Source organism: Curvivirga sp., assembly GCF_965219885.1.
Classification (GTDB): Bacteria; Pseudomonadota; Alphaproteobacteria; order UBA8366; family Aestuariispiraceae; genus Curvivirga.
In genome coordinates this window covers 183,285-196,750 of the sequence record NZ_CBDCOT010000009.1, presented here as the reverse complement: position 1 = coordinate 196,750, position 13,466 = coordinate 183,285, and the positions used below count along the sequence as shown (strand labels likewise).

12 protein-coding genes are annotated in these 13,466 nt (G+C 41.9%); 1 reads left to right on the top strand and 11 read right to left on the bottom strand.

The window, feature by feature from the left end; translation table 11 throughout:
* Positions 1-23: 23 nt before the first annotated feature.
* From ACOQOA_RS06455 to ACOQOA_RS06425, 7 genes are all read right to left on the bottom strand, one after another.
* Positions 24-1,964, bottom strand: a complete 1,941-nt coding sequence (locus ACOQOA_RS06455; protein ID WP_420547829.1) for a polysaccharide biosynthesis protein — start codon at positions 1,962-1,964, stop codon at positions 24-26.
* A 63-nt stretch (positions 1,965-2,027) separates the two neighbouring features.
* A complete protein-coding gene (locus ACOQOA_RS06450; RefSeq protein WP_420547828.1) occupies positions 2,028-3,005 on the bottom strand; it encodes an MraY family glycosyltransferase in 978 nt (325 codons plus the stop codon).
* Positions 3,005-4,627 (bottom strand): heparinase II/III family protein, encoded by a 1,623-nt coding sequence (locus ACOQOA_RS06445; protein WP_420547827.1) that lies wholly within the window; start codon positions 4,625-4,627, stop codon positions 3,005-3,007. The genes ACOQOA_RS06450 and ACOQOA_RS06445 overlap by 1 nt, the downstream gene beginning before the upstream one ends.
* A 24-nt stretch (positions 4,628-4,651) precedes the next feature.
* The gene (rpe, locus tag ACOQOA_RS06440; protein WP_420547826.1) at positions 4,652-5,320 is read right to left on the bottom strand and encodes a ribulose-phosphate 3-epimerase; all 669 of its coding nucleotides are present in this window, start codon (positions 5,318-5,320) and stop codon (positions 4,652-4,654) included.
* 71 nt (positions 5,321-5,391) lie between these two features.
* Complete coding sequence (locus ACOQOA_RS06435; protein WP_420547825.1) at positions 5,392-5,790, bottom strand: DUF423 domain-containing protein; 399 nt, start codon at positions 5,788-5,790, stop codon at positions 5,392-5,394.
* A gap of 72 nt (positions 5,791-5,862) precedes the next feature.
* On the bottom strand, positions 5,863-6,732 hold the full coding sequence (locus ACOQOA_RS06430) for a hypothetical protein (protein ID WP_420547824.1): 870 nt from the start codon (positions 6,730-6,732) through the stop codon (positions 5,863-5,865).
* A 189-nt stretch (positions 6,733-6,921) separates the two neighbouring features.
* Entirely contained in the window at positions 6,922-7,935 is a 1,014-nt protein-coding gene (locus tag ACOQOA_RS06425; RefSeq protein WP_420547823.1) for an SLAC1 anion channel family protein, read from the bottom strand.
* A gap of 126 nt (positions 7,936-8,061) precedes the next feature.
* Between ACOQOA_RS06425 and ACOQOA_RS06420 the strand changes: the two genes are divergently transcribed.
* The gene (locus tag ACOQOA_RS06420; RefSeq protein ID WP_420547822.1) at positions 8,062-8,826 is read left to right on the top strand and encodes a class I SAM-dependent DNA methyltransferase; all 765 of its coding nucleotides are present in this window, start codon (positions 8,062-8,064) and stop codon (positions 8,824-8,826) included.
* On the opposite strand, the gene ACOQOA_RS06415 is transcribed toward ACOQOA_RS06420, so the two are convergent.
* From ACOQOA_RS06415 to gcvA, 4 genes are all read right to left on the bottom strand, one after another.
* Positions 8,819-9,652 carry an SDR family NAD(P)-dependent oxidoreductase gene (locus ACOQOA_RS06415; protein ID WP_420547821.1) on the bottom strand — a complete coding sequence of 278 codons (834 nt, stop codon included), beginning with the start codon at positions 9,650-9,652 and terminating at the stop codon, positions 8,819-8,821. The genes ACOQOA_RS06420 and ACOQOA_RS06415 overlap by 8 nt on opposite strands.
* Complete coding sequence (locus tag ACOQOA_RS06410; protein WP_420547820.1) at positions 9,649-11,187, bottom strand: class I adenylate-forming enzyme family protein; 1,539 nt, start codon at positions 11,185-11,187, stop codon at positions 9,649-9,651. The genes ACOQOA_RS06415 and ACOQOA_RS06410 overlap by 4 nt, the downstream gene beginning before the upstream one ends.
* 28 nt (positions 11,188-11,215) lie before the next feature.
* Positions 11,216-12,346 carry a glycine cleavage T C-terminal barrel domain-containing protein gene (locus tag ACOQOA_RS06405; protein WP_420547819.1) on the bottom strand — a complete coding sequence of 377 codons (1,131 nt, stop codon included), beginning with the start codon at positions 12,344-12,346 and terminating at the stop codon, positions 11,216-11,218.
* Positions 12,347-12,449: 103 nt separating this feature from the next.
* On the bottom strand, positions 12,450-13,361 hold the full coding sequence (gcvA, locus tag ACOQOA_RS06400; RefSeq protein WP_420547818.1) for a transcriptional regulator GcvA: 912 nt from the start codon (positions 13,359-13,361) through the stop codon (positions 12,450-12,452).
* Positions 13,362-13,466: the final 105 nt, after the last annotated feature.

The following is a 13,466-nucleotide window of genomic DNA, read 5'->3' as shown; positions in this document are numbered from 1 at the left end:
AGCTCCTAGGTTTTGTCATGGAATTAAGCCGAATGAGTTAGTTTAGCTTTCGGCTCATCGCTGTTAAGCGTATTTTGATCTCCCTTATATTCGGGGATCAATGTTTGTAAACGAGTTAGTGTTTCCTTACGATCACGTGATTGAGCGGCATTTAAAATAGCATTCAATTCTTTTACGAGCTCGTTATATTCGTAACTACGGGGGGCTGCAAGTAAGATACCATCAGCCGACGTTGGCATTTGTGATTCATCGTCATGCAGGACTTCTTCATACAGTTTTTCGCCCGGGCGTAGTCCTGTATATTTAATTTCGACGTCGATGTCCGGACGTTTCCCTGCAAGAATGATTATTTGACGCGCAAGATCTGCAATCTTTACGGCTTGTCCCATTTCCAGCACATAAATCTTTCCAGCCGATTCCGCATCTTTCACACCAAGAACAGATGCTTGTAAAACTAGTTCAACTGCTTCACGAATTGTCATGAAAAAGCGGTTCACTTCAGGATGGGTAACTGTTAATGGACCACCTTCAGCGAGTTGTTTCTGGAAGAGAGGGACAACTGAGCCGTTTGAGCCTAAGACATTCCCAAAACGTACTACAACAAATTTGGTGCTATCTTCAGCACGTGAAATCGGGTCAAGAGATTGAATATAACATTCGGCCAGACGTTTAGTTGCACCCATTACATTTGTTGGATTTACAGCTTTATCTGTCGAAATCTGAACCATACATAGAACACCAGCTTTTCGACATGCATCCGCAATGATTCGGCTGCCTCCCAAATTGGTGAGGATGCCTTCCATTGGGTTTTCTTCGATCATCGGAACATGTTTCAATGCGGCTGCATGGAAAACAAGTTCAGGTTTCAATCTGGAAAAAATATCGTTAATACGATCTTCTTCACGGATGTTTGCTAAAACAGTATGTCGAGGTAAATCTGGATATAATGCAGCAACTTCGTGATCGATTAGATAAAGAAGATATTCCGATGCATCTACCAAGGTGATTTCGGCAGGGCCTTGAGCTGTAATTTGTCGAACCAACTCTGAACCAATAGAGCCTCCTGCGCCTGTAACCAGAACACGCTTACCATGTACTAGATCTTTCATGGCAGGACGGTCCAGAGAGGCTTGAGGACGGCCAAGTAAATCTTCAATAGCGATGGGGCGGATGTTTTCCGTTACGTGATCTTCCGTACCTTCCTTTAATTCAGATAGGCGGGAAGAGCGTGAGACTGTTAATCCGAGATCCTGAGCAATCTCAACCAATTTACGTAAAGATTCAGAGTTCGGGTCTTCTTTTGTAATAATGATTTTACTAGGTTGGATTTGCAGAGATTTTACTAAATCTTGATTCAAGTCTTCGATTGTACCAATAATCGGGGTGTTTTGAATATGTAAACCAACACGACGGCGGTCGAAAGACAGCAAGCCGATAGCATTATATATTGGTGCCTCAGCGTTACGTAATTCTCGAAGGAATAGGTCTGTTTCTGGACCTGTGCCAACTAGTAAAACCGGAATACGATTAGGGGCGCTTGCTTTCAGAAGATTGCTTGTTTTACGATCTCGTAGAATACGATAAGCCGCACGTGAACCACTTAGGATAATAATTAACAATAGCCAGCTAATGACCGGAAAAGAGCGAGGTAGCCATTCAAGACGGGAAACAAAGAACATAATCAATAAGAAAATCAGGGAAACGATACTAACAGCTTTCCCTACGGTGATCATATCTTCTAGAGATGCAAAACGCCAAATACCTTTATACATACCAAAACTGGCATAAGCAGGTATCGCTATTAACATCATAACGATTGAGGCAAAGAGAATTTCTTCCTGAGCAATTGACATGATGCTATCACCCATACGCAGCGCAAGGGCAGCAGGTACAGACAAGCCCGTCATAGCAATATCATGCAGGAACGCTAATCTGGCGCGATTTGAAAGGATCAATTGCTTCATGGATGATGTTTTACTTACCTGAACTTATTGGTGCAAGAGACAAAGAAGAAATCTGATAATACATCATTTTTTTCTCATCCATAGTAGCAAACTTGCCACAACAATAGTTGCAAAAATAAATGAATATAATGGTTCAAAAAGCGCATAATAAGCAGCACCAACTAAAAGTATATTTCCACAAGCTATTGCAATTGAAACTTTTGCATGGCTGAACCCTTTTTGAGTCGCTTGTTGATAAAAATGTTGTTTATGTGCGTGCCAGATCTTTTCTCTTTTTATCAGTCTTTTCGTAAGTGTTAAGCCTGCATCGCATAGATAGTATGCAGGAAGAATCAGCGCAGAAACCCAATATCCTTTGGCAGCTAGATGTAAAAGTAATGCCCCTAATAAATAACCCAAAGGAATACTGCCTACATCGCCAAGGAAAATTTTGGCAGGATGCCAGTTCACCATTAAGAAGCCCAGGGCGATAGCCCCGATATATATGCCAATAATATAGAGTTCGGATAAAAGACCTGCCTGATTGGCAACTAAAAACAATCCTAAGCTAATCGCAATTGTTTCAACACCGCTAATGCCGTCAATACCATCCATAAAATTATAGAAATTGACAAAACCAGCCCAGAAAAGGCTGAAGACAATCCATTCTAACCAAATCGGTAATAACCCTTGAGTAATACTACCTGTTTCTGCAATCCAGTAATATCCAATAAAAACAGCGAATAGCTGCAGTAACAAACGCTTTCCTGCAGATAAATCAATGAGATCGTCCAGCCAAGAAATGATTGCCAAGCCTAAAACGGAAATTGCTGGCACGAAAGCAAGCCAATTTTGACTTTCATAAGCGAACCAGCACCAAGTTATAAGAATTAAGCTCGTTACAACAATTCCCCCGCCACGTGGTGTTGGAATCGTATGACTTGATCGTTCATTTGGATGATCCATTATGGCTTTATGGATCAAGTATTTACGAATAAGTATAGTGGCTATCCAGGAGATAAAAAAATAAAGAATTATCGATACAAAAAAGTAATAAGACATCAATCACCTTCTACTTGGAAGGCCCATTTTACAATGGTCTTATCAGATTTTAAAATATTGGATAACACGATTTGTTTACTATTGCGTTGTAAGCCGAGATCGCAGAAATAACTTCCTTCAATGCTTAATTCTGCTCCATCTGTACGCATACGCCAACCTTGCCCCGTTGGTAATTTTAACAAGGCTGCCGTTTTATTTTGCAGTAACGATACTTGTATACTTGGATGTAAATGAAAGCGGATTTTGAAGTTTTGGGGCGCTGATTGTTGAGATGTTAAAAACTCGTCATGTCCCCGAATATCATTACCATTTGAATATATGAAAATTTGACGATTGTGATGATATCCAAAATTCTTTTCATATCCAGTATGAGATACTGAAAGAAAGGTACCTTCTTCTGAGTTTTGAATGTCATAAGAAACTGATGGGAGACGTCTTCCTATACCATGAGAGTTCAGCTCGGTTTGATTGGTATCGGCAATGATTGCTGTCGAGTGAGCAGAGCTGCTACGTTGAGCAAGAGACCAGTTTTTATCGGTTGTTGAAACATCACCACAGTTAATGATGAAAGGAGTTTGACCTACATATAATTCAAAAGAAGCAATAGATGCATGGTAGTTGGATTGTGCTTCTTTCTTAAGTGGAGGCAACCCATAATCCAGTATCAATTCAGTTTGTCCTGCATTCGCTTTTCCGTACCCACTATGAGGCGCAGATAGTGCAGCCGCGCCTTCGAAGCCGCAACGTTTAAGGATCTTATCAAGTTTAAAACCTGGTTTGTTTTCAGCACCCTGAAAATGTGGAAGACGCCCATCGCTAAATTTCAAATACTGAAGAAAAGAAGCTGTACGATCTAAGGCTTGTTGTATGAATCCCGGAAGTGGATGCTGGCTTTCTTCATATGCTAAACGTAAATCAGAAAGGTGCTCAAGTAATAGCGCTGCATGTTCCGGATTTCTATCGATAATGCCGCCGTCGGGAAGTTGATGGTAGTCAATAAAGGTTGAAAGTTTATTCTCTAGAGAAGAGAGATGTTTGTCATCAAGACATTCTGTCAGGCATGCTAGGATAAGAGCTTTGCATGTGTATATTTCTTTGAAATTTAGAGTTGATTTGCTGGATAAATTTGCAAGATGAAAAAGCTGTTGGGCAAAACTGATTTTGATCTCTTCAAATTCTTCGTTATTGGTTTTTCCCAGTGAAAGCATTGGGTGCCAAGCATAGATAAAATGACATATCCGTTGAGCAAGGCTATATTTATCCCAGATTTCAGGCTCTAGTTTACGTTTGTTTTTGAAATCCGCAAATTCTCTCACCCATTGAAGGAGAAGTGATGTAGATTTATCCTGTGCTTCTGGCGTTGCGATTGCAGCTAGATCATTAATCCATTGCCAATTATGCCACTTGTCAGGATCGGTATCGCCAGAAAGAAAGTTATCAGTAAAGCCACCAGTAATTATTTTTACACCATTTTGGCGATCACCTATGCGACCATATGTCGGTGAAAAAACAGGAGATGCGGCATTCATTTTGCGCAGCAGATAACCATACATACCGCCTGTTTTATACACACGATACATAACGTAACCCAAAGCTGGAGGAACTGGAAGTTTAACTGTCACTTTACAGCCTCTCTTTTTCCTTCACTACATACCCTTTAGACGGGCAATGTTATCGGCATATGCGTCCGGTCCGCCTTTAAAAGTTGCGGAGCCCGCAACAAGAACTGTGGCACCTGCATCAATCGCCAATGGTGCGGTTTCAAAATTAATACCACCATCAACCTCTAGTTCAATTTCACGACCAGATTTAGTAATTTTATCGCTCAAATCTGCAATCTTACGTAATTGGCTATCAATGAAAGATTGTCCACCGAAACCTGGATTTACAGACATCACTAAAATTAAATCTACCATATCCATAAGATAGTCAACTGTATCAGGATGTGTACCTGGATTGAGGACCACACCTGCTTTTTTACCAATAGATTTAATATGCTGAATGGTGCGGTGACAGTGAGGACCTGCTTCGGGATGGATCGTCAAAATATCAGCACCTGCATTGGCAAAATCATCTAAATAGCAATCAACAGGAGAAATCATCAAATGCACATCAAATGGTTTCTCCGTCGTTTTACGTACTGCTTTTACAACAGGTGCGCCAAATGTGATATTAGGTACGAAATGCCCATCCATAATATCAACATGGATATAATCAGCCCCGGCCTTATCAATAGCGACAATCTCTTCGCCCAATTTTGAGAAATCGGCAGAAAGAATGCTTGGGGCGATTTTTACGTTTTTTGAGTTGGACATTTCTTAGATCCTGTATGTCTAATATTTATTCTAAATTTAAGCTGCGTCCCCATGCAGGGCAAGAGGTCTTCTTATTTTAATTTAATAGCTGATATGGCTATAACCAGCCAACCAGATGCTAGAGTTATTCCACCAATTGGAGTTAGGAAACCTAGCCCGGTAAAGCTAAATGCTGCCATAATTGAAAGATTACCAGAAAAGAGAAGAATTCCGACAAGCCATAGATATCCCGATAGCTTTAATAAGCGGTTCAACTGAATAGTGGATTTATACGCCACAAAGAAAGTGAGACCAAGGATAAGTAAAGCTAAAATGTGTAGGAATTGGTATCTTAAGGCTATCTCCGCCCATTCTTGTTCTTGACCTGATAAACCGTGACTTGACCATGCACCAAATAATATTGCTTCGCATCCAAAAAGGCCTGCGAAAATCAAAAAAGCTTTTGCATGGAATAGGGCAGATGATTGCATCTAGATACTTTCAAAAGAAAACGCCTCAATTTGTGAGGCGTTTAAATCAGGAATTGGCGATGGTCAAATCATTTAAGCGAATTGATCAACGATTTGTCCGAGGACACGTTGTCCAAGAGGTTGTGTCGCTTGATCCAGATTACCATTCACTTCTGTCGTATCATTTTCATTGGCTGCGACCTGATTTGTCTCGTCTTCATTTACAACGGTTTCAGCATTAATAGCTTGTTGCTCACTCTGAAAATTTACGACATTTGCATCATTTTCGGCAATCTGGTCAGCAATTGCATTTTGACTATTTTCTGTTGCATCAGCTTCAATGCCAGAGGCAAGTTGCGTTGCGCTATCTTCATTGCTTTCATCTGCAGCGGCAGTATCGCTGACAGACTGATTAGTATCCGCAATAACAGAGTTAACCTCTGCAACAAATTCAGCCGCTTCAGCCGCTTCAACTTCTTCTTGTTGTAAGGAATCTTCTTCTGTGTCAGCAGCCACGAATGCGCGACTTGCTTCATCAGCGTCGTTTGCATCTCTTTCAGCATTGACTGCACGTGTATCGTCTACAACTTCGCTGGTAAATGCATTCAAGCGATCTTGTTCATTCTCAATTTCACGGCCTTGGGCCAAAATCTCACGTGCGCGTTCACTTAACTCAACACGATCTTCTGTGTCTTCCGGTTGGAAACCGCGTGGACGTTCTTGGTTGTCACCAGGAACAGAACGTTCAATGGAAAAACGATTTAACGGATCAGGGGCTGTAACACCGCTAGTTGCGCCATTGGCTTCATTCTGTGCAGCTTCACGTGCCGCAACACGGGCTTCTTCGCGAAGCTCCTCACGTAACTGTTCTAGAAGACTACGATCATCTTCTTCCTGATTACGAATGCCAGCCGCTGCAGTTGCAGGGTTAAAAGCATTACTTACACCGGAAATATCAGCCATTTTCTTTCCAATCTCTGTAACCAAATGAATGAAATATTCACATGGGTATACAACTCTATAAGAAATATAGAAGAAAAAGAGTCAAAAATCAAGGATTTCCGCGGTTTAAGTGAAATAGTATTGGCGATCAGCAGTCGGATGGAAAAAGAGTCTTATGAATCAACTATCTATCGTGGTTTGAATTTTCGGTTAGAATTTTGGTGCCCGAAATAAATGCCCTTTTGCAAATGCCATCAAGGTCTTAACCGTTACTAATGTTGTAATAGCTGTGGTTAATACCAAGAAGATAATTGCAAGAAAACCTACAAACCATTCTCCGCTGGATTCATAAAAGAAAAAGAGTGCGCTGGTTAAAGCAGACATCGGGAAGGTATATCCCCACCATGGCAAGCCAAATGGAATGCCCATTTGTTTGCGCCAACCTGCAGCAACATAGAAAAATGTAAATAAAGCCATCCCAGTTAACATGCGGGCCGTATTATCCATATATCCGCCATCCATACGTGTTAAGGCCAAGGCAACAACGGCAGGAGGTGCAATCATGACAAACATGGATGGGCGAAGAGGCGGTGACATGAATGCATGAAAGAACAGGCGGTTTAAAACAACGGGCAAAATAGCCAACCAGCCAAATGCACCAGCCCCTAACATCATCCAGCAAAGTAAATCATATCCCATATCTGCCCCGGTCATCGGGCCAATAATCAACCCAACGGCAGGGATAAAGATGGCAGGTGTGATTTGGTCAGACTTATGTTCACATTTAATCCAGCTATTCATCACAACGATAGCCATAAAGATCGAAAATAGTGCCGCGATCAGCCAAAGAATACTGGCGAAATTTGGTAGGTACGATTGTATGCCATAGGAAATCAACATGACGCCCAAGCCTGCAGCAGATAAAAAATTACCACGTACAGGGTGGCTTATGTCAGCTGGAATATGATCCCAATGGCGTATTGCTTTCGTCATGTAAAGGGCTGCAACAGCAATTGTATAGCCAATGCCAAATCCCATTAGAATTTTGAAAATAATCATAGGAAGACCAAAGCTTTCAGCGGCCAATCGCCACGCTAAAGCAAGACCACAGATACCAAGTGAGCCTGCAAACATTGCCACAGGAAAATGTTTGATAGACCGCACATCTTCTGTTTCAGGTTCAACAGCAAGTGTTTCTTCTGGGGTATTTGTCGCGTTTGTCACGATGGAACCTTCCCAAATATTCATAAATAAAGATAAAGAAAAATATCAGATGATTATTGCATAATTTTTCTATTTGTACAGAATTCAAAGAATTCATATGTAAAATTTATTTGGAAAGCGAACATTTTGACGGAAATCACACAAGGGAACAGCTATACAGATTATCAATTGGCGCAAATCTATGATCCGATTAACGAAGCTGATCATGATGTTCAGTATTACATTAAACTAGCTTCTGAAATAGCTGCCCGAAGTGATAGAAAATTGCATATTTTGGATGTGGGATGCGGTACCGGTTGGTTGGCGGTGGAACTGGCAAAGTTAGGTCATAAAGTGGAAGGCATTGAACCTGCTTTTGGGATGTTGAAAGTTGCGAATTATCGACCCGATAGTGATTTGGTAAACTGGCATCAAGAAACTGCGAGCTCTTTTAAGTTATCAACTCGGTTTGATTTGATTGTAATGACTGGGCATGTGTTTCAAGTATTTCTGGCAGATGATGAGATTTTTTCAGTATTCAATAATCTTTATACACATCTTAAGGATGGCGGGATATTAGCTTTTGAAAACAGAAATATTGAATTTCGAAGTTGGGATGGATGGACGCCGGATGAAACCCGGGAAACTGTTTCGGTACCAGATGTAGGCGATGTAACTTACTGGCATGATATTATTGAGGAAAAAGATGAATTGGTCAGATTTGCTACTTATTTCAAATTTCCGGATGGTAGAGAATATCGTGACGATAACAGGTTGCGTTTTTTACCCCAGCAAAAGATGAAACAGATGCTAGAGGATACAGGATTTAGGGATTTGGAATGGTATGGGGACTGGGATCAACGCCCCTTTGATCCCAGTCAGCACGAAATAATCGTACATGCGACTAAATAATAAGGCCACCAGCGGCAACGGTCACTTGTCCACTGATAAAATCAGACTCTGGCGCACAATATAGATAAACAGCATTGGCTGCATCTTCAGGGCTGCCTGGGCGACCAAGTGGTGTCATTTTGGTAATCATATCGATCATTTCTGGTTGCATACCTGCCTTTAACTCTTTGTCCCCAACCACAACAGTTTCTGCTTCTGAGGAATTTAAGGCCTGTGTCATGCGAGTTTGAATGAGGCCAAAGGCAACACAATTCACGGTCACATTATAACGCCCCCATTCTTTACATAATGTACGGGTCATTCCGACAAGCGCGGATTTAGCTGCACTATAATTAACTTGACCGGCAATGCCATAAAGCCCTGAGATGGATGAAATATTTACGACTTTTCGACATCTCGCTACGCCATCTTTTTCAATTTCGGCTTTTGCGGCATCGCGGATGAAATTGGAGGCTTCGCGCAAGATACGAAACGGCGCGCCCACATGCACATCCATCACTGCGTCAAATTGATCATCAGACATTTTATGGATGACATTATCCCATGTGTAACCGGCGTTATTTACGATGATATCCAGACCGCCCAATTCATTGATGGCAGTATCGACAAATTTCTTTGGGAATGCTTTATCGGTTACATCGCCAATAGACGCGACAGCATTTGATCCTATCTCCTTGATCAATGAAATGGTTTCTTCTGCAGGTTCTTTATCTAAGTCGTTAACGACGATTGATGCTCCTTCCGATGCGAGTTTGAGGGCGATTTCGCGTCCAATACCACGACCAGATCCGCTGACAAGGGCGACCTTACCTTCAAGTTTTTTCATGATACACCTGCTTCTTTAATATAGTTTTCTTTGATTTCCCGCTTCAGGGTTTTTCCTGCTACATTTCTTGGAAATTCGTTGAGAATATAAACGTCATGAATGCGCTGGAATTTCGCAGCTACCCTTTCATTGGTCCAATTAATCAATTCTTGTTTGTCAAATTTCTCGGTATTTGAACAAGTGATGGCGGCAATTGGCTTTTCACCCCAACGATCATCTTCTACACCAAAAACTGAAACATCTATAACGTTTGAATGTTGGATGATGAGCTCTTCGATGTCTTTTGGGTATACATTCACACCACCAGAAATGATCATGTCCTTGATGCGATCTACCAGATAAAGATAACCATCTTTATCGACTTTCCCAACGTCGCCCGTATGTATCCAACCATTTCGAAAAGTTTCTTTCGTTGATTCCGGGCGTTTATAGTAACCAGGGGACATGACCGGGCTACGGCCAACAATCTCACCCGGTTCATCAATATCACATTCCGATCCATCGGGACGTAGAATCTTCATTTCATAAAAAGGTGGTGGCGTGCCGACCGATCCTGTTTTCTGCATGGATACTGTGCAATCTAAAACAGTCGCAAAGCCTTCTGTCAGGCCATAGAGTTCATAAAATCGATTTGGAAGTACTTCGTTTAGTTTTTCTTTATAGTCCATTAGAAGAGGCGCGCCGACCGAAAGTATCATCTCTAAAGATTTCATCTTTTCTGGATCAAAATTTGGATGTGTCAAAATCGCAATGATCTGGGCAGGCACCATCACCACATGTGTGACTTTTTCTTCTTCAATAGTTGATAGCATTGCATCTACATCAAAAGCAGTATGAAGAATGTAACGTGCCCCCAGATACATCCATGGCATCAAATCAATCATAGCACCATTAAAGACGATAGAGCCTGTATGTAAAATCACACTTTCCGGCGATATGCGTAAGCTACTCGCAAAGCCAGTACAATAATTCGCCCGTACCTCATGCGTATGAATGATCCCTTTGGGAAGGCCTGTTGTCCCGCTTGAATACATAATATTGAAGATATCTGATGGGATGAGATTAATATCAGGTAAAGCAGCGTCGGAACTTTCTGAAATGAAACTGTTCCAAGATTTAAAACTATCGTTACTATTACCACATAATATGCAGTTGGATTGGTCTATATTGTCTAACTCGGGCAAGATTTCAGATAAGGTTGAGGCAAAACTAACATCTGCAAAAATCATTTTACTATCTGAAACATTGATCAATGATTTCAAGCCTTCAGATTGCAGCAGTGGGCTCATAGGGACAATAACAGTACCAGTTTCTGCCGCTGCCCAATAAAGTGCCATTAAAGCAAAGCCATTGGGAAGGATTGTCGCAAAATGATCTCCCTTTCTTAATCCAGCCTTGCATAAGGCATGACCAACTTTGTTCACCTCAAGATGAAATTCCTGAAACGTATAGTCTTTACCCTCCGTCCATAAGGCTTGGTGGTTAGGTCGATATTTCGCATGGCGTGGCAGCAATTGCCCGATATGTTGGATCATAAAACCTCCCCGATTATCCCTGTTGTTTTCATGCCCGTGCGAGTTTTTTATTTGGATCAACAAATGGTTTTTCCACCACTGTTGCTTTACGCAGCCCCTCAACGGTTTCGATGATAAACTCTGTTCCCAAATCTGTATAGGCGATATCTACCATGGCCATACCAATGTTGGCAGATAGACGAGGGGACCAAACCACCGATGTTAAGGCGCCGATAGAAGTACCGCCTTCTGTTTTAGCAGGCCATTTATATTCGTTATAGGCGAGAGGGGCGCCTTCAACATTTAGGCCGACAAGTTTTTGCGTTACGCCTTCAGTTTTGATTTTGGTAAGTGCTTCTTTACCGATGAAGTCATCACCATCTAGGTGAACGAGGCGATCTAAACCAATTTCAAATGGATTGTTACTTTCATCCATATCGACAGAATAATCTAAAATACCGGCTTCGATACGACGAATACGATTGGGAACTGATGGGATCATACCAAATGGTTGCCCCGCTTCCATAATTGTATCCCAAACTTTCACACCATTTTCGGTACCACGCAGATATACTTCATAACCGCGCTCTGCACTCCATCCTGTGCGTGCAAGAATGACATCATTTCCTGCAATTTGGCCTTCCATAAAGTCATAATATTTGAGGTTTTCAGCTGCTTGTCCAAACAAGGATTTTACAACATCCAAGGATTTCGGCCCTTGAATTTGCATGGCGGCAACATCCGGTTCACCAATTGTCACGTTTAGACCACTATTAACAGCGACGCCTTTAGCCCACATTAAAATATCGCTATCCCCGCGAGACAGCCAAAACTTATCTTCGGCTATACGAAGAAGGACGGGGTCATTTAAGATGCCGCCATATTGATCAGTAATCAGAACATATTTGCACTGGCCGACTTTGCATTTTGTCAAATCACGTGGCGTTAGCATGTTGGTGAATTTTAGGGCGTCAGGACCGGAAATTTCGACAATCCGTTGTACCGCTACATCCCAAAGAGTGACCGCATTGCAAAGAGCATCAAACTCTTTTTCAGCATCTCCATATCCAACAGGTAGATACATTTTATTGTAGACGCTATAGGCCGCAGCGCCATGACGTTCGGTTGCTTCGAAGTAAGGTGATTTACGAATACGAGGGCTGAGAGAAATTTTTGCCATGAGGCTTATTCCTATCTTTTATGATTAAACTTTCTAACGCTTTTCTCACAAAAGATAGGATAAGATTCAAACGAGGAATTCACACCCCATGACTATATAAAAGTTATGGCTTGGTTGTGAGTGACCAGTCGCTGGCAGAAACTTCTTCCAAAATCCAATCCCGGAAAGCTTCTGCATGAGCATGCGGTGCACGATCCTGCGTTTCCAGTAAATAGAAGGCTTCGTTGCCATCAATATCGATATCGAAAGGTTTTACCAATCGCCCAGATTCTAACAATGGATGGGCCATGGAACGACGTCCTAATGCCACACCATATCCAGATGCCGCGACTTCAAACACCAAAACAGAAGTATCATATTGCTGACCACGACCAACTTCCAGTTTAGAATAACCTGCTGCGGTCAACCAATTCGCCCATCCTTCTTCATAGCCAATCACATGAAGTAGGGAATGATTTACCAGATCTTCTGGATCACGAATGGCATTTGGGCCTTCCAAAAGTTTGGGACTGCAAACCGGGAATAGGCTTTCCTTACATAGCAAGTGCACGTTATAACCGCTCCAACGGCCTGTTCCGTATTTGACTTCGAAATCTACATGGTCTTCCCAATCCTCAGACCAAACTGAACTTACGATACGTAACGGAATATCTGGATGGCGTTCATAAAATCGATGGAGACGGGATGCCAGCCAATAGGTAGAGAAGCCGACGGAAACACGGATGGTCAAAAGTTCGCCACTTCGACGCCCGAATACTTCCACTGTACCTGCAGCGAGACGGTCAAATGCTTCACGTACTTTTGGCAGATAGGCATTGCCGGCCTGAGTTAAAACGAGGCTACGTGGTTTTCGTTCGAACAATTGTTCCTTTAAATGTAATTCAAGGCTTTTTACCTGCTTACTAATGGCTGCCTGTGTTAGGCCTAATTCTTCAGCAGCATGGGTGAAACTTAGATGGCGAGCCGCAGCTTCGAAGGCGCGCAACCAATTTAAGGGTGGTAAACGTCTTTGCATTTCTTAAAACTCATACATGTAAACTTGCATAACTTTGTCATAATTTGAGTTATGTATATGGTGAAAAGAAAATCAGAACAAGACGCATATGCGACAAGATTAGCG

Coding starts and splice junctions, on each gene's coding strand:
- ACOQOA_RS06405 (WP_420547819.1), bottom strand. CDS start 12,346: ATGGCAAAAATTTCTCTCAGCCCTCGTATTCGTAAATCACCTTACTTC.
- ACOQOA_RS06450 (WP_420547828.1), bottom strand. CDS start 3,005: ATGTCTTATTACTTTTTTGTATCGATAATTCTTTATTTTTTTATCTCC.
- rpe (WP_420547826.1), bottom strand. CDS start 5,320: ATGTCCAACTCAAAAAACGTAAAAATCGCCCCAAGCATTCTTTCTGCC.
- ACOQOA_RS06410 (WP_420547820.1), bottom strand. CDS start 11,187: ATGATCCAACATATCGGGCAATTGCTGCCACGCCATGCGAAATATCGA.
- gcvA (WP_420547818.1), bottom strand. CDS start 13,361: ATGCAAAGACGTTTACCACCCTTAAATTGGTTGCGCGCCTTCGAAGCT.
- ACOQOA_RS06415 (WP_420547821.1), bottom strand. CDS start 9,652: ATGAAAAAACTTGAAGGTAAGGTCGCCCTTGTCAGCGGATCTGGTCGT.
- ACOQOA_RS06455 (WP_420547829.1), bottom strand. CDS start 1,964: ATGAAGCAATTGATCCTTTCAAATCGCGCCAGATTAGCGTTCCTGCAT.
- ACOQOA_RS06435 (WP_420547825.1), bottom strand. CDS start 5,790: ATGCAATCATCTGCCCTATTCCATGCAAAAGCTTTTTTGATTTTCGCA.
- ACOQOA_RS06430 (WP_420547824.1), bottom strand. CDS start 6,732: ATGGCTGATATTTCCGGTGTAAGTAATGCTTTTAACCCTGCAACTGCA.